At 32.2% G+C, this 23,329-nt stretch carries 15 protein-coding genes; 1 reads left to right on the top strand and 14 read right to left on the bottom strand.

What is annotated here, in order from left to right; all coding sequences use genetic code 11:
- Positions 1-2: 2 nt before the first annotated feature.
- The 11 genes from Q0842_RS02215 to Q0842_RS02165 form a co-directional block, all read right to left on the bottom strand.
- Positions 3-1,457 (bottom strand): NAD-dependent succinate-semialdehyde dehydrogenase, encoded by a 1,455-nt coding sequence (locus Q0842_RS02215; RefSeq protein WP_298493869.1) that lies wholly within the window; start codon positions 1,455-1,457, stop codon positions 3-5.
- A gap of 55 nt (positions 1,458-1,512) precedes the next feature.
- Entirely contained in the window at positions 1,513-2,670 is a 1,158-nt protein-coding gene (locus Q0842_RS02210) for a mandelate racemase/muconate lactonizing enzyme family protein (protein ID WP_298493866.1), read from the bottom strand.
- Between the two features lie 319 nt (positions 2,671-2,989).
- Complete coding sequence (locus Q0842_RS02205; RefSeq protein WP_298493864.1) at positions 2,990-4,705, bottom strand: RagB/SusD family nutrient uptake outer membrane protein; 1,716 nt, start codon at positions 4,703-4,705, stop codon at positions 2,990-2,992.
- Positions 4,706-4,727: 22 nt separating this feature from the next.
- A complete protein-coding gene (locus Q0842_RS02200; protein ID WP_298493862.1) occupies positions 4,728-7,955 on the bottom strand; it encodes a TonB-dependent receptor in 3,228 nt (1,075 codons plus the stop codon).
- A 306-nt stretch (positions 7,956-8,261) separates the two neighbouring features.
- On the bottom strand, positions 8,262-11,501 hold the full coding sequence (locus tag Q0842_RS02195; RefSeq protein ID WP_298493860.1) for a glycoside hydrolase family 2 TIM barrel-domain containing protein: 3,240 nt from the start codon (positions 11,499-11,501) through the stop codon (positions 8,262-8,264).
- Between the two features lie 112 nt (positions 11,502-11,613).
- A complete protein-coding gene (locus Q0842_RS02190; protein ID WP_298493858.1) occupies positions 11,614-11,946 on the bottom strand; it encodes a hypothetical protein in 333 nt (110 codons plus the stop codon).
- 61 nt (positions 11,947-12,007) lie between these two features.
- Positions 12,008-13,006 (bottom strand): family 16 glycosylhydrolase, encoded by a 999-nt coding sequence (locus Q0842_RS02185; RefSeq protein WP_298493856.1) that lies wholly within the window; start codon positions 13,004-13,006, stop codon positions 12,008-12,010.
- Positions 13,007-13,015: 9 nt separating this feature from the next.
- Positions 13,016-14,023, bottom strand: a complete 1,008-nt coding sequence (locus Q0842_RS02180) for a family 16 glycosylhydrolase (RefSeq protein ID WP_298493854.1) — start codon at positions 14,021-14,023, stop codon at positions 13,016-13,018.
- 36 nt (positions 14,024-14,059) lie between these two features.
- Positions 14,060-14,380 carry a hypothetical protein gene (locus Q0842_RS02175; RefSeq protein WP_298493852.1) on the bottom strand — a complete coding sequence of 107 codons (321 nt, stop codon included), beginning with the start codon at positions 14,378-14,380 and terminating at the stop codon, positions 14,060-14,062.
- 193 nt (positions 14,381-14,573) lie between these two features.
- Entirely contained in the window at positions 14,574-15,911 is a 1,338-nt protein-coding gene (locus Q0842_RS02170; protein ID WP_298493850.1) for a GntP family permease, read from the bottom strand.
- 205 nt (positions 15,912-16,116) lie between these two features.
- Complete coding sequence (locus Q0842_RS02165) at positions 16,117-16,980, bottom strand: AraC family transcriptional regulator (protein ID WP_298493848.1); 864 nt, start codon at positions 16,978-16,980, stop codon at positions 16,117-16,119.
- Between the two features lie 602 nt (positions 16,981-17,582).
- Between Q0842_RS02165 and Q0842_RS02160 the strand changes: the two genes are divergently transcribed.
- Positions 17,583-18,599, top strand: a complete 1,017-nt coding sequence (locus Q0842_RS02160; RefSeq protein WP_298493845.1) for a T9SS type A sorting domain-containing protein — start codon at positions 17,583-17,585, stop codon at positions 18,597-18,599.
- 786 nt (positions 18,600-19,385) lie between these two features.
- Here the strand turns inward: Q0842_RS02160 and Q0842_RS02155 are convergent.
- The 3 genes from Q0842_RS02155 to Q0842_RS02145 are packed head-to-tail and all read right to left on the bottom strand — an operon-like array spanning position 19,386 to position 23,326.
- Positions 19,386-19,787, bottom strand: coding sequence for a hypothetical protein (locus tag Q0842_RS02155; protein ID WP_298493843.1), 402 nt, complete (start codon positions 19,785-19,787; stop codon positions 19,386-19,388).
- A gap of 29 nt (positions 19,788-19,816) precedes the next feature.
- Positions 19,817-21,523, bottom strand: coding sequence for a hypothetical protein (locus tag Q0842_RS02150; protein ID WP_298493841.1), 1,707 nt, complete (start codon positions 21,521-21,523; stop codon positions 19,817-19,819).
- Between the two features lie 12 nt (positions 21,524-21,535).
- Positions 21,536-23,326: a RagB/SusD family nutrient uptake outer membrane protein gene (locus tag Q0842_RS02145; protein ID WP_298493838.1), complete on the bottom strand. Its 1,791-nt coding sequence runs from the start codon at positions 23,324-23,326 to the stop codon at positions 21,536-21,538.
- Positions 23,327-23,329 lie beyond the last annotated feature (3 nt).

Raw genomic sequence — 23,329 nt, 5'->3', positions numbered from 1 at the left:
GATTAAATAGCTGTTGAAATACGTTTTTTTACTAAATAATCTTCTAACGCCAAGTGAGAACAATCATGTCCAATACCACTGTTTTTGATACCTCCATGAGGTAAATAGATAGCATATTTAACACCGTTTATTTGAATTTCACCAAACTCTAATTCTTCAGTAAAGCGCTCAATTCTTTTATGATTGTTTGTAAATATATAAGAAGCTAATCCATATTCGGTATTGTTAGCCAATTCAAGCGCTTCGTCATCTGTATCAAAACTCATAATCCCCGCTACCGGACCAAATGTTTCTTTTTTAAATAAATCCATATTTGTTGTAACTCCAGAAACTACTGTTGGTTCTATCCAATTACCTTCTTCAGGAAATCCTTCTGGTATTTTTCCTCCATATTCTAAAGTTGCTCCTTTACTAACAGCATCTTCAACTAATTTGAACATTCTATCTCTATCAGATTTTGTAACCACAGGTCCCATAAATACGTCTGGATTTTCTTTAATTCCAAAACCTAATTGTAATTCTGATGTTCTTTTTATGAATGCTTTTAAGAATTTATCGTAAATATTTTTATGGACCATAACTCTATTTGCGGCTACACAAATTTGTCCTGAATTCCAGAAGTTTAAAACTACAGCTAACTCTAAAGCTTTATCAAAATCGGCATCTTCAAAAACAATAAAAGGTGCATTTCCACCTAGTTCCATTCCTAATTTTTTTATAGATGTCGTACTGTCTGCAATAACGCGTTGCCCAGTAGCAGTAGACCCAATCATGGTTAATACTGCAGGTATTGTACTTGTTGTCATGGTATGCGCAACAGTAGAACTCGGTCCTGATAAAATATTAACAACTCCGGCTGGAAAATCAATTTCATGCAAAATCTCACCAATCATATAAGTAGATAATGGAGATAATGCTGAAGGCTTAATAATTATAGAACATCCAGAGGCTAAAGCTGGCCCTAATTTAAAACCTACATTTAGTAAAGGAAAATTCCAAGCTAAATACGCTACCGCGACTCCAGCTGGTTTCGAAATCATTTTATGCGTATGCGTGTTCTCGTAATCTGGAATTTGTTCTTCTCTTAAGTTTTTCATTGCAGCTGGATACCACTCTAAGGCATTTATTACAGCTTCAATATCTTCATATGCACCTTCATAATTTTTACCCATTTCATGAACCATAGCAGTTCTTAATTCATGCTCTTTTTCCAAAACTGCGGATCTAAGTTTAAGCATCCATTCTGTTCTTTCTGCTAAAGACAATTTTGACCAATATTTGAAACCCTTTTGAGCTGACACTAAAGCTTTTTCTGCATCTTCTTTACCGGCATTTGCTACTTGAGCAATAACTTCGCCTGTAGCAGGACAAATAACATCTTCTCTTTCTCCGCTTACCGCATCAACCAATTTACCATCAATATATAATTTTTTATATCCGAAATTTTCTGTTTTCATTTACTTGTATTTATTATTATTTTCAATATTACAAATTGCCCAACTTGTTGCTTTATTAAATAATACTTTTCTTTAATATTGTTTTAGAAACTGTATACCTTTCTAATACTTTCTCATCAATATCGATTCCCAGCCCAGGTCTATTAGGTACGTCTATCATACCATCTTTCATCTCAATTAATGGATAAGATAACTTATCACGAAGTCCATTTTCAGTCTGATCGTATTCCATAAAAAAGTCCGGCTTCATCATTCTTCCTGGTACAGATTCTAAATTCGAAATAAAATGAAGCGCGACATGAAGTCCTATTGCTGTTCCCCATGTATGCGGAATTAAATCAACTCCATAAGTACTTGCTAATGCAGCAATACGCTTAGCCTCAGTTAAGCCACCGCATGCACAAATATCGGGTTGAATAATATCTACTGATTTATTTCTTAATAACTGGTGAAACCCAAAACGCAAATACTCACATTCACCTCCAGAAATCGGGATAGTAGTTTTTGTTCTAAGCTCACTATACTGCGCATAAAACTCTGGTGATAAAGGCTCTTCAAACCAACTAATATTAAACGGTTCTATCATTTTAGCTAAAGCAACGGCTTCTCTAAATGTATAAGCATGATTAGAGTCTACCATTAATTCAATGTCATCTCCAATGGTATCACGCATTTTTTTAACGTTTGCATAATCCTCTTTAAGACCTAAACCAACTTTCATTTTAATTGCCTTAAATCCTTGTGCAACATATCGTCCAGCTTCTTCTTCAAAGTCTTTTGAAGGATTGTTATGATCTGTAAAATATAACCCTGTTGCATAGGGCTTTACTTTATCTCTATGTGCACCACCTAGTAATGTTGAAATTGGTAAGCCCAATATTTTCCCTTTCAAATCCCATATAGCAATATCAATAGCGCTAATAGAAGCAACCAAGGTACCACGACGTGCAAAATCTAAAGTTTTACGATACATGTTATTCCATATCACTTCATTTTCTAATGGATTATGACCAAGTACCATGGGCTCTAACAACTTAATACCTGCCTCCAAAACCGCTGCAGGTCCATAACCTTCTCCCCATCCATAAGTTCCATCTGATGCCGTTACCTTCACTACACATATACATCTTTCAGAGTATTCCCATTGTGAAAAGAAAAAACTTTTAGAAAGCTTATCTTTAAGTATAAATGTTTCTATTTTTTCAATTACCATACTAAATATTTTATTTTAAAATTCTCCGTTAACTATCTAAAATATAGATGCCCAAAATATATAGACATACTCTTAAAATTTGACACTAAAATACAAGATTTACTATTTTTATTAAGATTATAAATTACCCTAGATGAAGCCTATATTACCATATTATTCCTTTTTGATGACTATTCGAAACTACCTATCTAATCAAGATTTATCTTTATTATATGTATTAAAACCCAAAAAAGTATGTGTCAATTAAATGTTTTATATAAAAAAACACCGAAGCAATGCTTCGGTGTTTAAGTATTATTATTAAAATAGTTATTGATAATTATTCATAATTTGCATTTTGCAAAAGAGCAGGAGCTTTATCAATTTCTTGTTGAGGTATTGGTAAATAGTAATGCTTATCAAACCAAGGTCTTGTAACAACTGTATATTCTTCGTTTGTTAAATTCCCTCCAGCATCTTTTGTCCATTTTAATCCTTTAATATCAAAACCTAAATTACCAGGATTCATCCATCTTCTTTCATCAAAGAAATTATGACCTTCAAAAGCAAGTTCTATTCTCCTTTCTCTCTTAATTGCTTCCTTCAATTCATCGCCACTTGACGTAATATCTGGCTGCAAAGCTCTATTAGATACTTTATTTAAGTAAATTCTAGCTTCTCCATCATTACCCATTTCTGCTTGTGCTTCAGCATAGTTTAAATAGATTTCTGCCAGTCTATACAGAATATAAGGTCGAGAAGGAGATAAATCAGTTAAGCCCACACTTTCGTCTTGAAATTTTCTAACATTATAACCTGTTTTTGATGAGTGTAAATCATTCCCTGAACTACCGACACTAGAACCATTTGGAGAATCTAAACCATCAGCATTTGGATCTACTGATAAAGCATAATCAACAGGACGCCCTCTGAAATCAGCACCTTGAAAGTTAAGATCTGCATAATATCTCATTTCACGATTATCGTTAGGGTTTGCAGGATCAAATGTAGCACCACTAGTAGTTGTACCATCTGCCATATTAAATTCTAATGCAAAATTATGTGTTGGAGAGGCTAATCCCCATCCACCATAACCACTTGGTGCATGTGTTTGATTAGGTAAAGAATTAACATCTAAGCCAAAATCGTAAAATTCACCAAAAGGTCTCGCAAAAATAATATCATTGTTGGGTGCTAAAAATAAATTTTGATAATCTTTATCATTATTAACAGCAATTAGATCTCTGCCACCAACCATATCAATTATAACTTTAGCCGCATCTGAGGCATCTTGCCATTTAGTAGCTTTTGTATAATCATATAATGGACCACTTGGTTGCGTACTAGGGTCATGTAATTTACTTGCTGCATAAAGAAGTAAACGCGATTTAACTGCTAAAGCAGCCATACTAGTAGCTCTACCAAATTCAGGTGCTGGACGAGAATCTGGCAATACGGCAGCAGCTTCATCTAACTCTTTGACAATAAAATCAACACATTCTTCATAAGAATTTCTTGGAATATTAAAATCATCATCTAACCCCAAAGCGTTCTCCAAAACTGGCACACCTCCATGATATCTAATTAATTTTGCATATAGGTTTGCTCTTAAAAACTTCATTTCTGCTTTTAAACCATTAACCCTATCTGAATCTACTTGCATAGCTTGACTATCATCTACTTTGGCTAAAAATTCATCAATTTCTCTAATAAACCTATAATAATCTCTCCATTTGTTTCTGAAGTCTCCCATATTTAATGGATTCCAGCCTGCATCTCTAATACGAAGTCTATCAAGGTCTCTAAAATTAAATTTCGCTTCAAAAGAACCAACCTCCAAATTGTATCTTCTAGCCCACCATATAGTTTTATTTAAGCCCCAGCTTTCAGTACTGTTGTAAGCAGAAAACACTAATCTTTCTACTTGATCAGGATCACTATAAATTAAATCTTCTCCAAATGCATCTAAGGCATTTGTATCTAGCACATCCTCACAACTAGTAGCTGAAAACAGCCCTATTGCGATGAACATGTATACTATTTTTATTTTTTTCATTTTTATATAATTTTTTTATTGTTTAGAATGTTAAATTAAGACCAAAAGTGAACATTTTTTGAGATGGATACGTTGAACCCCTAAAGTTATTATGACTAGTTGCCTCAGGATCTAATCCTAATTTATACACATCAGAAAACATTGTTAATAGATTAAATCCTCTAGCAAAAATCTTAATATCTGCAAATTTTACAACATCTTTAGGTAAGGTGTATCCTAACTCTATTTCTTTTAATCTTAGAAAAGACGCATCATGCAACCATAAATCAGCTCCTTCAAAATTTTCTGGATCTCCACTTCTATTACTACTGTAGCCATCATCGGCACCAAAAGCTCTAGGGTATCTAGAATTTCGGTTATTAGGTGTCCACCTTTGATCAAAAACATATTGAGGTTTTGAACCTGGTTGATCGAAAAACACTAACACTTCAGCTTCAGCCTGTCCTTGTAATAAAAAATTAAAATTCCAGTTTTTATAGTTTAAGCCTCCAGTAATACCATATTGAATTTCAGGAGTAACTGATGTATTTCTTCTTATTCGGTCTCCATTATTAATTTCACCATCTTCATTTGTATCTAAATATATTGGTTCTCCCTCAACAGTCCCAGGAAGTTTTACAGCAGTTGCATCAACTTGAGCCTGATCTGTAAAAATACCAGCCGTTGGATATGTAATATAAGATCCAACTGGACTTCCCTCTAATCTTAATGCTTCGGCTATATTATCTGGTTGTGGGTATTTTACAATTTCATTTTTAGCTTGTGTAAAATTAAACCCTAAATTATAGCTAAAATCATCATTTATTTGATCTGCCCAACCTAATGTAATTTCTAATCCATGACTATCTACTCTACCTGCGTTTTGATCTGGTAATCTAATACCTGTAAAATCTGCAACTGCACCAAAACGTGGAATTAAGATATCTTCTCTTCGTTGGTTAAAATAATTAATATCACCAGATAACCTATTACCAAACATAGCAAAACTTACAGCAAAATTATTCATATATGCTGTTTCCCATGTTACAAGAGGATTTGGTACGTTTGCACTTCTAAAACCACCTTCAGTTACTCCAGATTCACCAAAAACGTAATAATTAGGTCTTGCATTGTTTGGGTTCGTATTACTAAAACTATAACGTGTTAAGAATTGGAAAGGAGCTATTCTATCATTACCCATTACAGCATAACTGGATCTTAAATTTAAGGCATCTAACCATTCAACATTTTCTAAAAATGATTCTTTACCTATAGCCCATGTTCCACCAATACTATAAAATGTATCAAACCTTTTATCACTTGGGAAGTTACTTGATCCATCGCGTCTTACTGTTAACTCAGCAAAGTACTTTTTGTTATAATCATATACAACGTTACCAAAATAACTTAACAAAGCACGTTCTGCAGCTGAACCATTAGATACTTGACCTTCTGAGCTACCAGCAAATAAAAATGGATGATCTGGTGTTGGAAAGTTTTGCTTTTGTGCCCAAAAGTTTCTGTTTTCTGAAGTCTGTTGTTCTGCACCTATTAATCCATTAATAGAGTGTTTACCAAATATTCTATTATATCTTAGTGTTGCATTAAGTAATGTTTCGTCAAATTTAAAGAAATCTTCTCTTAGAATACGTTGTTGACCGCTTTGAGAAAAACCAATTTCTGGATTATAATCTCCCGTTGTATCATCTAACCTATAAATTGTCCATGGTGTATACCAAGATTTATCATCTGTAGTTGTTTTTCTTACACCTACAAAAGCATTAAGACTCAACCCTTCAGTAATATCATCTAACTTCCAATCCAAGGATAATCTACCTCTTAAATCATTAGTATGACCATCTACAAAACCAGATTGATTACTAGACATCACAGCAGGGTTAGCGCCGTTTTCTCCACCCCATCCATATAATCCGTTAGGGTATCTACCTACTTCTGTTGGTAAATTTGTATAGATGTGCTTGTAAATAAAGCTAGCATTTACACCTGGCTCTTGATTATTTGCAAATCTACCAGATAAGTCAACTCCAATTTTAATATCATCAGTCATTTTGATATCAATGTTAGATCTTATTTGAGTTTGTTTAAACTTTAAATCACCAGAAGCAAAAACACCCTGTCTACTCATAATATCTCCGCTAACAAAATAATTAACTCTTTCGTTACCCCCAGATATTGATATCGAGTTTCTAGTTTCTGGAGAAGAATTAGCAAATGTTAAGTCTGCCCAATCTGTATTAGGATAATTAATTGGATCTCCACCTGCAGCGTAATTATCAATTTCTTCTTGTGAGTAAGGCGATGGATCTCCTTTTCGTTCAGCTATCTCATTTTCGTAAATGAGGTATTGTTCAGAATTGAATAATTCAGGCTTAACAGAAAAAGATGACAAACTGTAAGATGTAGAGAAGTTAATTTTTGGTTTACCAGCTTTACCTCTTTTAGTTGTAACAATAATTACTCCGTTTGCTGCTCTGTTACCATATATGGCAGCAGCTCCATCTTTCAAAATACTTAAAGATGCTATATCTTGTGGTGCTAATTGATTAAATGTACCAATAGCAGATTGAACACCATCAATTAAGATTAAAGGATTATTATTACCTAGCGTAGATACACCTCTAACTAAAATACTTACATCGTTAGACCCAGGATAACCACCTCGGTCATTAACAATAAGACCTGTAGTTCTACCAGCTAAAGATTTAGCAACATCTCTGTTAGAAGTATTCTCAATTTCTTTTGCACTTACAGTACTAACCGAACCTGTTAATTCTCCACGTTTTCTTGTTGTATATCCAACAACAACTACTTCATCAAGACCAGCAATATCTTCTTCCAGGGTAACATTTACCGTTGATTGATTTCCTACTGTTACCTCTTGATTTTTATAACCAATATAAGAAAACACTAAAACAGCATTTGAATTATTAACAGAAATAGTATAATTTCCATCAAAATCAGTTTGCGTTCCATTTGAAGTTCCTTTAACAAGAATGTTTACTCCTGGTAAAGGTCCACCAATATCAGAAACAGTTCCAGTTATAGTAATTTCTTGCGCTGATACTGTTTCGTTTTCAGTTGCATTGTCATTAGCATTTGAATCAAAATTATTGTTGATTGCAAAACCTTGTGACAAAACCAGAAAACAACTTAAAAGCATAAATAATGCTTTTCTTGATAACTTGTTCAACACAAATTTAGACACTTTAATGTCAGGGCTTTGTGAATCAAGCTCTTTAAAATTTTTCATAAATTTAGTTTTAGTTTGATTTAGTTAATTAATGAGTTTTTGTTTAGCTATATCATTAGCTTTATATTAACACTAAATTAACAATAGACGTCTCTAAAAAACTAAATAATTTTACCTTTAACTATTTACATATTACCCTGTTTTTCAATAAATTCGTTAGTAAAGACCTCAAAATACTATTAAACGACTTATTTACTTAAAACTAAAAAAGATTCGTTTATTATAAATTGTAGATTTCTGTTTTACACTTTTAAATGAACAAAAACTATAGTTTAGAAAAGGCTGATGCTTATGTGTTTAACAATTTTATTCTATTACAAACTCAAATTGATATTTTCCTGATGGGATTACATATTTAGGTAATGTTTCTGAAAGTGTTCCTCCAACGCTCATTTGTAACAAGTTAAGGTTTAAAGTATAAAAACCTTGTTCTTTTAAGTTAAAAAGATGTGTTGCTTCTTGAATATTTTTTGCTGAATATGGCCAAATTGAAAAGCCAAATTCTGGCGAACCTTGGATTTTAAATTGATTTTTCTTGTTATCTGAAAGCTTTAACCATTTTACTTCGGAGCGATTCCCGTTTTCCTGTGGAAAAATAAAGTTAGTAAATAATTGGTTTGTTTTAAAGCTGTACTCATCTGTAATGGCGCCTCTTTTTCTATCAATATAGTTCTCCCAAGGTCCTTTTCCGTAATAAGTTGTTTCAGTAAAACTTTTTGGTACGCCCATAGTCATACCAAATTTTACCAAACTAGGTAAAGTTGTTTTGGCATCCATTGCCATTTTAACAACAACTTTTCCATCACTTAAAAAATGATAATTTAGTTGAAGCTCAACTTCATCCTTATATGTCCTAGAGATAAGCACGGAAATCTCATTATTACTTATTTCTTTAATTTCAACGTTATCTGTTTTTAATTTATCGTTTAAAAACTCCCAGTATGCCCTTGATGCTCGAAACGCTCTACTACTTGCCCCACGCAAATCATTATCTATTGGAGGTCTAAAGAAATCAGGCCTTAAAGGAGCCACTATTTGTTCTGAATTATTTTTGATTAATGAAACCAATTCTCCTTTTGATTTTGAGATTTTTGCTGAGAAATTTTTACCGGAAACATGAATCTCGTTTTCCTTTTCTGAAACTGAAACATCTGATTTTGAATTAGACTTAGTCGTATTAGAAGTAGTTCTAGATTTTACAAGAATTTGATCTTTAGCTATTTCAAAACCTTGTTTTGCCCAAAGTCTATTTTGTTTTTCATGGACAGATATTGTTAACCAATAATCCGCATTATCTTTAAATCGTAACTTTTTAAAAGGAATTGATATTTCGGATGAAGTACTCGGATCAACATTAACTTGGTTTAAAGTTCCGGATTGCACCTCTTTTCCATTTTCAGAAAGTTCCCATTTTACCTCATAAGCATCCAGATTTGTTTCGTTTAAATGATTAGTAACTAATACTTTTCCGTTTTCGACATCAATACCCTTAAAGTTGAAAGGTTGATGTATATATTTTACTTCCCAAGCATGAGGGTTGGGTTTTAAATCTGGTGCAAACACGCCGTTTATACAAAAGTTTTTATCGTTTGGATAATCGCCAAAATCGCCTCCATAAGCATAAAATGTATCGCCTTTGGCATTTGTAGTTTCTAAACCTTGGTCTTTCATATCCCAAATAAAACCGCCAATAAGATTCTTTTTAGAATTAATTAAATCCCAATACTCACCTAAACCACCTATGGAATTCCCCATAGCATGCGCGTACTCGCACATAATAATTGGACGGTTAATATATTGGCTCTCAGACATCGCTTTAAGTTGATAAATCTCAGGATACATTCTACTTAAAACATCAACATAATAAGGATCGTCCGGATTAGCGTGGGCTTTACCTCTAAACACGTCTTGACCTTCTTCCCCTTCTTTATATTCTGGATGATCAGGTTGCCCTTGCGCACCTTCGTAATGAATAAACCTCGATGAATCGTAGTCTTTTGCCCAACTAGCGGCAGCAGCAAATGCAGGCCCTGTTCCAGCTTCGTTACCTAACGACCATGAAATAATACTAGGATGGTTTTTATCCCGATCTACCATACGCATAACACGGCTTAAAATAGGTATAGCCAAACTTGGTTGCTGAGGCGCGTAACTTCCTAAATGATGGGTTTCAATATTTGCTTCATCCATAACATAAAGGCCATATTTGTCGCATAAATCGTAGAAATATGGATCATTTGGATAGTGTGATGTTCTAACCGCATTAAAATTGAATTGTTTTAACTGCTTTACATCGGCTTCTAAATCTTCTCTAGTTAATGCCTTACCTCTAATTGGATGATGATCATGACGATTGACGCCTTTTATTTTAACCGCTTTTCCATTTATTAGCAGTTCATTTTCTTTACTAAAGGATACGGTTCTAAAGCCTACTTTTTGGCTCCTGGATTCTATAAGTTTTCCATTAGGATCGATAACATCCAGAACTAAAGTGTAGAGATAAGGCTGCTCTACCGACCATTTGTTTGGCTTATTAATAGTAGCTTCTAAAAAGGCAAACTTAGTTATGTCGCGCTGCGGCCAACGCTCGAAATGTACATCTTCAATGTTGCACGACATAGCTTTACTTAAAACTTTCTGCTTATTGGCGTCGTAGAGTTCGGCAACAATTTTCCAGTCTTTAAGTTTCTCTTCGTCAGCTTTCATCCATAAATGCGGACGAATTTCTAGTTTAGCGTTTTCTAAATTTTCATCAAATTTAGTTCGCACAAACATATCGTTAAGCGCTATTTTTGGTTGAGCCAAAAGCATAACATCTCGATGAATCCCGCTTAGGCGCCACATATCTTGATCTTCCAAATAGCTACCATCGCTCCATCTAAATACCTGGACAGCCACTCGATTTACACCTTCTATAAGGTAATCAGTAACATCAAACTCTGCAGCCAATCTACTCCCTTGGCTATAGCCCACTTTTTTTCCATTAACCCAAACATAAAACGCCGAGGATACGCCTCCAAAATGCAGGATTATGGATTGATTTTTCCAATCTGTCGGAACATTAAAATCTCTGTAATAACTTCCTACTGGATTATCTCTATATTTTTCGATGAAAGGAAATTGAGGTGGATGTGGCCCCATATAATTAAAGTTGCGCTTTCCACCGTTTTTAATATCTGGTGTAAATGGATAAATAATATTTGAATAAATTGGTTGGCCATAACCTTCTAACTCCCAATTTGATGGTACTTGTATGTCTTTCCATAAACTATCATCGCCAGCAAAATCTATTGCAAAGAATTCTTGTGGTCTTAAGCTTGATTTCTCAACATAATTAAATTTCCATGAACCATTTAGCAATTTCATTTTCGAAATATTTCTATTTCCTAATAAAGCATCTTCATGAGTCTCATATGAATATGATGGAACACGAGATCGCATTTTATTTTGTTCAAACATCAATTCATTTTCCCAATCATTTTGGGCATTTATAAATTGAACTGAAACATTAAATGCAATTATTAGAATATAAATATAATTTCTCATCAATAATTATAAGTTATAATTTTTAAAATAAAAAAGCAAATTACAATTCATCACAAAAACTAAAAAAATTTTTGAGCATAATTTACTTAAAATCAATAAAATAAGCCCTAAACTATTTTTTAAGCTCTTCTCGCATTCTATCAAAAAATGGCTTCAATTCTTTATAAGACTTACCTGTTAACTTTGTCATAGTAGTATTAAAGGCTTTACTTGCTTTCGAGGTAATTTCCTTTTTCTCATCTTTAGTTATATCTCCATTTTTGAAATCTTTATTAGAATTAAGATAAGCCGTAACCATTTCCATTCTAGATTCACGTAGTACTTCTTGTTGATCTTCGTCCAAATTGTATTCTACAGCAGCCGCTGCAACGAATTTATCATTTTGGCTAATATGCCATTTATTTTGGCCAAAAGAAGCAGAAACTGACATTACTAATACGAGCACTAAAAAGATTTTTTTCATAATATTTAATTTAATTGTTAATATTTATTTGAATGTTTAATTATCAATTTTTTTGCCAAATTCTAACGTACTCTATTTCAAAATCCACAACACCATCATCTTTCTTACCTTCAGGACTATTTAATTCTAAATCTTCTTTACTATCTGGTACGCCATGCCAAGGAAAAGTTTCTTGATCTAACCATATATGAATTGGACCATCCATAACCCATCCATTAGGCAAGTTTCTTTCTTTTGCATATGCATTTACTTGCTCTTTGGTAGCTTGGGTAAATAATTTACCATCAACATAAAGTTTTAATCCGTTTTCATCCCATTCTATACCATAAACATGAAAATCGTCTGCTACTCTAAAACCATAATCCAAACGTTCGGTATAAACTGTTTTTCCTTTGCCTTCCTTACTCCAATCATGTATAGACCACCAAAGCTCTCTGTCTTTCCATTCTTTTCCTTTTTGACGATGATCACCAAATTGTTCAAAAATATCCAACTCGGTTTGGCTACCTGTAGCCCAAAATGCACTTGTGATCTCAGCATCGGCAGCTTTACTTTTAATTTCCATGTAGCCGTATTTGAAGTTTTTACGTCCAATAAAACAGGCGGTTGTAATGTTTTCAAACTTTTCAACTTTCTTATCTGGACCCCAAGATTGTTTATTATCGTCTGCAAAAGGAAAATCAGGTTCCCAACGTGTTTCAAGAATTAACTTACCATCTTCTAATCTATAGTTTCTACCTGAAAATTGAGACGGTGCTCTTCCTTTCCATACACGTTTGTTAGGATAATCCGGATCTTTATAAACAGGCACACCGTTTTCAAACTTACCAACAATATACCAGCGGTCCTCGTCAATAACTGAATCTTCAAACTCATCACTAGCTTCAGTATTAAGCACCCATTTTCCAGTATTATTTTGATCGGAAAACGGATAAACCGCTTGTTGCAAACTTCCGCCTTTATCTTGTACGTCTTGACTCTTACAGTTTATAAAAACAAATACAATCACGAAAACTGCAGTTATTTTATTTAAATTGTTCATAATTATATTTTATTTTTTTTGCCAAACTCTAAGGTATTCTATTTCGAAATCAACAACACCATCATCTTTCTTTCTACTTGGGCTATTAAATTCTAAATCTTCTTTGCTATCTGGGACTCCATGCCACGGGAATGTTTCTTGATCAAACCATAATGCGACGGGTTTTGTTACCACAAAATTCTCATTTGTCCCATTGCCTCCGTTATTATTAGCTACGTCGTCATAAGCATTGATAGTTGCTTTTGAAACATCTCTGTAAAGTTCTCCGTCTATAAAAATTTTAATCCCGTTGGCGCTCCACTCAAAACCATATACATGAAAATCGTCTGCAACTCTATAACCCAGATCATGATGTTCTGTATATGTTGTCTTTCCGCCTCCTGCAGCAGACCAATCATGAATAGACCACCATAACTCTCGATCTTTGGTTAGTTTATTTGTTTGTTTATGGTCCCCAAACATTTCAAAAAAATCCAATTCGGTATTATTTCCTGTTGCCCAAAACGAACTTGTCACCTCAGCATCTGCCGCTTTACATTTCACTTCCATGTATCCATAAAGAAATTCCTCTTTTGTAATTACCGCTGCGGTTGTTATGTTTTCGAAAGTTTCTCCTGTGTTAGGATGTGTTTTAGGTGAAAAATCATAACTTGTGTCCCATCTCGTTTCCAATTTCAATTTCCCATCTTCTAAACGCACATTTTCAGTTGAAAATTGAGATGGAGGTCTTCCTATGAAATTTGACTTATAAACCCCATTTCTACCTTGAATTAACCATTTCGTTTCATCTAAAGCAGTTTCTTCAAACTCATCACTTACACTTGTGTTTAAAGTCCAATTACCTGTATTTAACTGATCGGATAGAGGGTAATCTTGATTAATAACAGAGCCTGGATCCGGTTCTGGGTTTGGAATTTCTATTTCTACTTCATCATCACTTGGAAGATCATTACTTGAGCAGCATATCACTAAAAATATCGTAGAAATAAAAAGTAGACGTTCAATATTTTTTTCCATTTAAAATATATCTTAATTAATGTTTTATTTTGATATCTACTCCGATATTTCCAAAAATTCAACTGGAGATCCTTTATGGTTTATATAAACTACACGAACTCCCTCAGCTGGAGAAAAAATTTCGCCCAAAACTTCTCGTCCTTTAATAGCTTCTTCTATATTATCTACAAAATAAGAAACATGTGGCAAGGTTTTTACCATTTCTGATGCTGTGCTGTGATTATCGAATTTTACCCATTCAACTTTATATTCATCCTTTGCAAAATCGGTATAATGAAAATTTCCAGGTTCGCAATATCCGTCCCATTCTTTTTCTTCTGTTGTAGGTATTCCAATATGACTAAACTGATAATTCATTTTGATTATAATTTTAAGATAAATTAATACATGTCTCTTTTAAGACACTTTCACTTACAAAAAAAACAGAAAATAGGGAATAATTAATAGCAATACTTACCCTGTTCATATATTATTTTACCTATCTAATACCAGAGTATACTTTAAACTCAAAAAAGTACTTAAAAAAGCATAACAGACTAAAAAACAACCTTTAGAAACCAAAAAGTTTTAATAAAAAAACACCAACTAAACCAGATAATCCCATAACAAGAGATTGTAGGGTAAATGTTTTATAAAGGGTTTTAGGAGGTACTTCGTGCAAACGATTTAACAACCAAAAGAAACTAGAGTTTGCATGAAAAACGCAAAATGAACCACACCCAATTAAAGCCGCTACTATTTCTGGAGACACAGGTAAACTCTCGACCATTGGAGCCAACATAGAAGCGCTACCAACAAGTGAAACTGTAATTGAACCTGTTGATGTGGTAAGTATCGCTGCTACCAAAAAAGGAAGCAAAACTCCTAAAAAAGGAAAGCTAGCAAATACAGTTACAATTTCATTTTGAATACCTGTTTCTTTAATTACATAACCTAATGCTCCTCCTGCACCAGTTATCATTATAACCAAGGCGGACTTTAAAATTGCTTGTTCTACCAAAGCATTAAGTTTATTAGATTTATTAGGTTTTTTTAACTGAAAGACAGCGATAAATGCACCTATCATCACCGCTATTAATGGTAGAGTAATGAAGTTAAAAATAGTTGTAAAAAAATTATTTGTATCCATATTGATAAATGACCCTGCTCCAATTAAGACAATAGGAATTAGAATTGGTAATAAATCCAATAAAATATTACCAGAATCATTTTGTTGAGTTGATGGACTCTCCATAATCCCACCCTGTAATGATTTTTTTAGTTTTTCATCATAAGCAAGCCATGAGTTTTTACAAAATTTAGTCACATAAATGATACCTCCTGCCATTGCAAAAATTGCGACTACGATATTTATAAGTAGCATTTTTCCTAAATCTAAATCTAATAGTGATGCTACAGCCAAAGGACCAGGAGTTGGAGGTATTAAAGTATGCGATACAGCTAAACCAGCAGCCAAGGCTAGCCCAATATACAATACCGGTTTTTTACTTTTTACAGATAAAGACTCAGTTACTGGTTGCAATAAGATGTAAGCAACATCAATAAATACAGGAATTGAAACAATATATCCTGTAAACCCCATGGCCCATGGTAATTTTTTTTCTCCCACACCATTTACTATACACCCAGAAATACGAAATGCACCTCCAGTATCTTGTAACACTTCACCAATAAAAGCTCCTAAAATAATTATTATTGCAATCCATCTTAACGTTTCGCTAAAGCCTTTTAATACTACATCAACCGTTTCTTTTCCTCCCAGTCCCAAAGAAAGACCTAAAGCAATAGCCGTTAAAACCAAAGCAATAAATGGATGAATTTTCCACTTTGAAATTGCAAAAATTAAGAAAATTAGAAAAAACAATAGAATTGAAAGATTCAGAAACATTCTTATAGTAGTTTTTTTGAATAGATAAATTTGGTTTATCTAAATCTCATTGATTTAACGAACACAAATTAAAAAAGATAAAGACTAAAATCAATTCACTAATACAAATAAAGACCTAAGTAATATAAAACTACTGCTAAATATTACCTTGTAATTATTAAGTTTTACCCTAATTGAATTATTGTAAAGTTTATAGAAAGAAGATTTACAATTTATACCTATAGGCTTTAGGTGTATCGCCCATAATTTGCTTGAATTGCTTGTTAAAATTGGGTATAGATTTATAACCTACATTATAACATATTTCTGAAATCGGTGCATTTTCTTGGATAAGCATTCGAGAGGCATTTCTAATACGAATTTCATTTAAAAATTCAGTAAAAGATTTATTAGTCATTTTTTTAAAAAAGCGGCAAAAGGAATTAGTAGTCATGCAAGCTATTCCTGCTACATCACCTAAACTTATATCTGTTTTATAATTATCAGAAATATATCTAATAACGGTATCTAATCGACCTGGATTATCAGTAGAAAATTGTCGCATATCAGTTGAAGATAATACCTTTTTATCTTCTTCTTTACTTAGTGATAATTTATACAATATATCTAACAATCTTATTGATTGCTCTCCTTTAGTCAACTCTACAATCTCCAAAATTTCATCATTTAATTTCTGACTAATCTTTTTACTAAAAGACAGTCCTAATTTAGATTCGTCTAACAAATTTTTTATTCCTAAAAACTCAGGGTTATCAAAAGTGCCAACTCCCATAAAATTTTTAGTGAATTTCATGACTATTGTTTTAACCATCAAATCATCATTTTTTTCATAGTATGCTTCGTCATTTCGCCATAAATGAGGTAAATAAGACCCAACTAAAACCAAATCACCAGGAAAAAAATGCGACACACTATCTCCAACAAATCTAATACCACTACTTTTAGAAATATATAGTAACTCAAACTCAGGGTGATAATGCCATGCCGTATCTAAGCATGGAATCTCTTTTTTAAAAATATTGATTCTTTGATTTACAAAACTGTCTGGGTTTTTTAAAACTAATTTCATGAAATTATTGAATTGTACTTTTATATGGGATTTAAATATTGTTTTGAATTTATTGTAATAAATGATTAGTATAATTAAAATCTGATCGATTTTAATTTAAATACAACTACTAAGATAACAAATTTGAAATATAATAATAATTAATTGCACATAAATGTAATAGATTTTTAAAATTATTAACATTTACAAGTATGGTTTTTTAAAAATTTTATTTAAATAAACCACTTAAAACACTTGATTATATTTAACTTCATAGATTTTACAGAAATAAAATTCAATATTGTCTCATGAATAAATAGACTCGATTTTTAAAGAATTTTACCCTGTTAAAACTTAGCGCTATTCTTATGATAAGTTTAAATTAACCCAACTATTTTCTAGATAAAAATAAAGATCCATAATTTATAGGCATTTAAAAAATATTTACAATAGTTTAAATAATTGAATAAACAGATGACGGAATACTATTTAAAAACTCAATTGTGTACAATTAATAATTAAGATAAAATTAGATAAGTACCGGGTAATACGTAATCATTTTTGAGTCAGTATATTAAATAACTTTAAAAAAATAAATATATTAATAACTAAACTATTTTATCATGAAAAAAATTTACTCTTTTTTTTTATTTGCATTTGCATTTGTTGCCTCCTTAAGTGCACAAACGACTATTTACGATTCGGCTTTCGACGAAGCTAGTTACGATGATGCAGGTGTACAAGCTGATTTGAATGCTCACCCTGATTGGATTGCAGGTCATTTTAACAATTCAAACACATGGACGGCTAACACCGCAGATCAGTTATTAACAGGTTCTAATTTTGCTTATGCTGTATTAGGAACACCAATAACTGGAGTTGAAGGAGATGTTATAACAGTTACATCGGTTATTATGCTAGGATTTAATAATCAAAATTTCGATGGAAATACTACCAATATGACAATTACAGGACTTTCTCCTGAAGCAGCTCCTGCTACAGGACCTGTATTAGGACAACAAAGAGAAGGTGTTGTAATTGCAACAATCGCATCTACAAGTGTAGAAATTTCTAATGGTGGTGGAACAGGAGCTTTAATGCCTTCTAACCCTAATGTAAGTCAAGCTAATAAATCTGCTTATGAAATCATAATGGAATTTACTATTGGAGCTGACGCAGCTTCATCTAGTAAAAAAGTAAGAATTAAAAATGTAGGTACTGCACCAGAAACTTCAATTGTAGGTACTGTGGGAGGAATGAGACAAGAAATATATGACGCTATTACTGGAACTGGAGCTTATTATTTCAATTGGGCATTAGGATTTTTTCAAAGTGGTGATGAAATTAATAGAATTGTTCAAAATAGATTAACCATTACTAAAAACTCACCATTATTATCAACAAACAGACATAACGCTTTTGAATTTGGCTTATACCCAAATCCAGTTAAAAACGAATTGCGTGTTGATACTTTAGAGCCTATAAATAAAATTGAAATTTTCGATTTATTAGGCAAATCTGTGTTAACATTTAATGATGTTTCGGATAGAATTGATGTATCTTCATTAAACAAATCATTATATATCATTAAATTAACTTCTGAAAATGGCGTGTCTTCAAAAAAGTTTCTAAAAGAATAATAATTTTCTTTTAATATTAAAGCTCATACTTTTATTTAATAATTTGGTATGAGCTTTTTTATTTAATAAAAACACAACATAAATTAATGTTCAATAAATCAAATATTTTCAAAAAGTAATTCGATAAAATAATTATGCACTCTCAAAGAAACTATTCGTTTTAACCTTGATTACACATGGACTTATTCTCAATTAAAAAAAATTGAATTAAATGGATTTATAATAGGTTAAACTAATTTTCCTATTCCCTTATGCATAAATTGGCATAACATTAAAATATATAGACTGTAAGTCCTAAGGGTGGTGCATTTAGTTTATGCTTTCAAAAAATAATCTAGCGTATTCAATTGAAGTTTCAAGTATTGGTTATTTAATATTTAAAATTCAAGTTCAAGTTCAAGATTTCTAAATCAAAAAAATAAAAGAAGACATTGTTTCCTTTGAAGATAGAAACTATTACCCCCTCCTATTATGAATAACTAGCATTAAAAAATAGGCTTAAAACAACAATTACAACACCACATCAATTAAATATTATATACTGATGTTTTTCTCTAGAAGATGGTATAACTAGATTTTTAGTTAAACATTATATGAATAAAATATTTTCATTAAAAATCTATTGATTTTAAAACTTATAATGCAAGTATTTTACTATTTAATTTATCATTATTTACCAAATAACCTAATCTATAAACGATAACAATTCTTAACATTTATATATAAAAAAAAGGGATAAATCATGTTTACCCCCCTTTTAAACTAAACTAACTCAATATATATTTATTAATTATACACTTCCTCTTCTGTGAGCAAAACATTGTGCGTACTGGCTCCTGAGTCTATATTTAAAGTACCTTCACCAGTAGTTTTGTCTGCAGATATTACATAATTTACAGCAACACCATCTACAATTTTATTTACTGTAATTTGATACATTATATCTGTAGATGTATCTGCATATCCAGACGAAGCATAATTAGATAATGTGACATTTGAACTATACTCTACTATTAATGGCTTTTCTTTATAAATATTTATCTTAAACGGTCCATCATTATTAATTTCCGTTAGACTGTAAACAGGAACTAAATTAATATCTGACTCTTTAAAATTATTTTCTTCATCACAATTATACATTGTGAGTACAAGTATTAATAAACTTAAAATTTTAATTATATTTTTCATTTTTATTTATTTAAAATTAAAGCGATTAATTATGGTCTAGGTTCAATTGCAAACCATGCTAGGTTATCAATATACAATGTTTGGGGGCCTGCAACACCAGGGTTATCGCTCGTAAATATTTTAAAAGCAAATCTTAAATTAGCCTCAGGTGTAATTAACCCTGTAGTAAAAGTTTTGGTAACTTTAGTCCATTGTCCATTGGGTACAGCGCTTATATCCCAAAGTTGAGTTTGAAAATCTGGCTTATTTTGTTCAGTTCTAAAATGTGTTATTGTTGTACCAACATCTTTAAATATATGATATGACATAACATAAGTTCCAGCTGGAATTGCTTCTGGTTCACCTAATCCAAAACTCCATAAGTTAATATTAGGAAAACCTGAAAATTCTGGAGCAACAAATCTCATACTCGCTTCTCCATCAAATGATTTGGTTGTAACTCTCTCATACACTAACTTTCCATCTACTCGATTTCCCATATTCAGAAAATAGTTTTCAGCAAATGCATTATTAGCTCTTGAGTTTCCTTGCTCATAACTTGCATGACTATTTGCTGGCAAGATATTATTACCTAAATTCATTTCAACAATTTTGTCACTAAAAGCTTCCAATGGTCTATTATCTGCAGATAATATCCCCCCACCACTATAGGATACCGTTATTTCATCAGAATTATAAATTGGAGCAGATAATACTAATTCAATAAATATTGAATTTTCTTCACTAACTCTAGCTACTTGGACAGGAATAACTTGATCAAAACCACTAGCTGCGTTTTTTACATTAACTATAAAGTTACCTTCTTCACCAGAGAATTCTTTAACTTCACCATTAACTCTAAATGAAATTACTTCATCTTCTGCTTCTTTTAAAACCCCATCAAATACAAATGGCTGACTTGAAGTAATTACTTTAACCTTAAGTGGTATTATTTTTTCGGCTGTTGATTTAGGTAACTCATTTATTCTTAAAGTCCTTAATGTTCCTGCATTAAATGTTCCTAATCTATAGAATTTAATTATGGGCTCAAGACCTCCTGTTTTATTTGGAATACCATCTGGGCTAAGCCATGTTCTACTATTTGGCCTACCAATTGTAGTATTGTCTATAAATTGTAATCCTGTTGCAGCCTCAACTTCTATTATTGGCCAAGAATCAGAATCATTTAAATCGGGCATATCATCTTCAGTTATTGTTAATACATTTACTCCATCTTTTAAAACCGTAAATGCAGGCTTCATAATTGCATAAACATCAAAAAGAAATTTTGTTTCAATAACATGTAAATCATCCTCTTGGAAAGATTTTACCTTAACATTAGTAGTATCACTAATGTTATAATTTGTTGGCTCATTAAACTTATTAAGCAATGTAACAGTATTAATTCCACTATTTTTAAAAAGTACATTTGCTTTACCTGTTGTAATTTTTAAACCTGCATCAGGATCGATAAAAAGGTCTAAAGAATCGTTTTTTGACCACCCAAGTTTTAGAAATTTATTTCCTTCTTCTATAGTCCATTCGCTACTAACAGTTCCTTGAGACAAATTAAAAAATGCCATGGCGCTTTCTGCATTTATACTGTATGGCATTGAAGTATTTCTATCTATTCCAGCCAACCATATTGCATCAGATAAATCATCTGGTGCCGTATATTCTACGTAATCTTCTTCCTCGCAGCTTACAAACACAAATAGTGAAGCGAAAAAGAGCATTAATATTTTTATATTTTTCATAATATAGTATGTTTAATTTATGTTTGGATTAGCATTAACTTCATCAAAAGGAATTGGATATGTTCCATGTACTGACTCTGTATAATTTAAAAATGGAATATCATACTCATAATCAACTGTTGTAAAACTCCCAGAAGGTTTCTCTCCTTCAATTGAAGGGAAATTATTTCTAATTTTTGTAGCTCCTTCACTATTAACATATGTAAAGTTAACGCCGTAATACTCCTCATTAGCAAGTTCTTCAAGTCTTTCCTTAAAGCCATAATTATCAGATTTTTTCCATCTTTGAAAATCTAGAAAACGAATTAAATGGCCTTCAACAGACATTTCAAGAGGCTTCTCAACACGCATTAAATGTTGCATTAAGCTTTCTTCATTATACACCTCTTCGTCATATGTATGTGCTACATCTGAACCTGAAAGACCTAATAATACTAAGCCCCAACGCTTACGTATGTCGTTTATAAGATTAAGGGCTTCATCTACATCTCCTGTTTTAATTTTGCATTCAGCTTGCATAAGCATAACTTCTGGCAATCTGTTTAAAGTTACATTTTTACTTGACAATGTAGCTGCACCACTTGGTAATTGATTTTCTGCTGCAACTATATCATCATTGGTATATTTTTTCCACCAAGCATATCCCCAAGCTAAACCATGAAATCTTGGATATTCACTTGCAGTTCCTGTTAAATAATATGTAGTTTGATTATCATCTACTAAAGCTATCATAGATGAAGCACGCAATGGTACATCACGTAGTGTTAAAGCGTCATCATTATTTGCATCTTGATAATAGTTCCTTAAATCTAACGGATCCATAGGTTCAGATTTATATGCATAAGCTATCCATGCAGGCCCTACAGCACCTCGTGTATTTGAAGTTTGCTGATTTAGCCAGTTAGTACCAGTATCACCATTCCATCTATTTAAATCTATTTCAATAAAATCTGATGTGAAATTAATTTCAAAAATTGATTCCTTATTAAACTCACCTGCTGTTGTAAACATTTTATCTAAATCATATTCCAACTCATAACCGTGATTATTAATTACATCATCAAAATAAGGCATAGCTTTTTCATAATCTAATTCTTGCAAGTAACTAGTTCCCAAAATTGTAGCTGCTGCACCTGATGTAACTCTAGACGCGTCACCACTTGGATACTCTCCTTTTTTATAAAGATTTTGATAAGCATATTCTAAATCTTCTCTTACAAATTTAATTACATCTTCAGCTGGAGATAGTGGTAAATAAAACTCTTCAGTTGGCACCTCAGAATCCTGTACTTCTGGTACTTCTTTTCTTATTATTATGCTACCACTATTATAAGTTGTGTATAAGTAATAATGAAATAAGCCTCTAAAAAAACGTGCTTGAGCCATTTGGGAAGTCCATTCTGTTTCATCTACTGTGCCTTCTAGGTTTTCTAAAGCTTGAATTACTTGATTGGCTCTAAAAATTCCTTGATAATTAGTTTGCCATTTTTCTAAAATTTCAGAAGTACTTGCATTATACAGATGAAGGTAAAAATCTTCAGTATTTTGAGGTACTGGTCTTCCATAACCTGGATAACCCATATCTGACCTTAGAATTTCTGCAATGACATTTAAAACCGCAGGGTTATGCAAGGTTTTGTATGTGGCATTTAACCCAGTTTGAGTATCGCTTAAGTCTCTCCAATATGTATCTACTCCAAGAACATTTGGATTACTTTCTTGAAGAAAGTCACTATCTGCACAGGAAACGATTGCACTTACTGTAAAAATTATAACAATCGATTTTATTAATATATGTTTCATAAC

Origin of the sequence: uncultured Algibacter sp. (assembly GCF_947495675.1) — a bacterium.
Classification (GTDB): Bacteria; Bacteroidota; Bacteroidia; order Flavobacteriales; family Flavobacteriaceae; genus Algibacter_B.
Note: the sequence above shows the minus strand (reverse complement) of the source record. Positions and strands in the feature narration are given on the sequence as shown.

Bases quoted from the DNA above. Each gene is read 5' to 3' on its own strand.
- Q0842_RS02215 (WP_298493869.1), bottom strand. From the start codon at position 1,457: ATGAAAACAGAAAATTTCGGATATAAAAAATTATATATTGATGGTAAA.
- Q0842_RS02210 (WP_298493866.1), bottom strand. From the start codon at position 2,670: ATGGTAATTGAAAAAATAGAAACATTTATACTTAAAGATAAGCTTTCT.
- Q0842_RS02205 (WP_298493864.1), bottom strand. From the start codon at position 4,705: ATGAAAAAAATAAAAATAGTATACATGTTCATCGCAATAGGGCTGTTT.
- Q0842_RS02200 (WP_298493862.1), bottom strand. From the start codon at position 7,955: ATGAAAAATTTTAAAGAGCTTGATTCACAAAGCCCTGACATTAAAGTG.
- Q0842_RS02195 (WP_298493860.1), bottom strand. From the start codon at position 11,501: ATGAGAAATTATATTTATATTCTAATAATTGCATTTAATGTTTCAGTT.
- Q0842_RS02185 (WP_298493856.1), bottom strand. From the start codon at position 13,006: ATGAACAATTTAAATAAAATAACTGCAGTTTTCGTGATTGTATTTGTT.
- Q0842_RS02180 (WP_298493854.1), bottom strand. From the start codon at position 14,023: ATGGAAAAAAATATTGAACGTCTACTTTTTATTTCTACGATATTTTTA.
- Q0842_RS02175 (WP_298493852.1), bottom strand. From the start codon at position 14,380: ATGAATTATCAGTTTAGTCATATTGGAATACCTACAACAGAAGAAAAA.
- Q0842_RS02170 (WP_298493850.1), bottom strand. From the start codon at position 15,911: ATGTTTCTGAATCTTTCAATTCTATTGTTTTTTCTAATTTTCTTAATT.
- Q0842_RS02165 (WP_298493848.1), bottom strand. From the start codon at position 16,980: ATGAAATTAGTTTTAAAAAACCCAGACAGTTTTGTAAATCAAAGAATC.
- Q0842_RS02160 (WP_298493845.1), top strand. From the start codon at position 17,583: ATGAAAAAAATTTACTCTTTTTTTTTATTTGCATTTGCATTTGTTGCC.
- Q0842_RS02155 (WP_298493843.1), bottom strand. From the start codon at position 19,787: ATGAAAAATATAATTAAAATTTTAAGTTTATTAATACTTGTACTCACA.
- Q0842_RS02150 (WP_298493841.1), bottom strand. From the start codon at position 21,523: ATGAAAAATATAAAAATATTAATGCTCTTTTTCGCTTCACTATTTGTG.
- Q0842_RS02145 (WP_298493838.1), bottom strand. From the start codon at position 23,326: ATGAAACATATATTAATAAAATCGATTGTTATAATTTTTACAGTAAGT.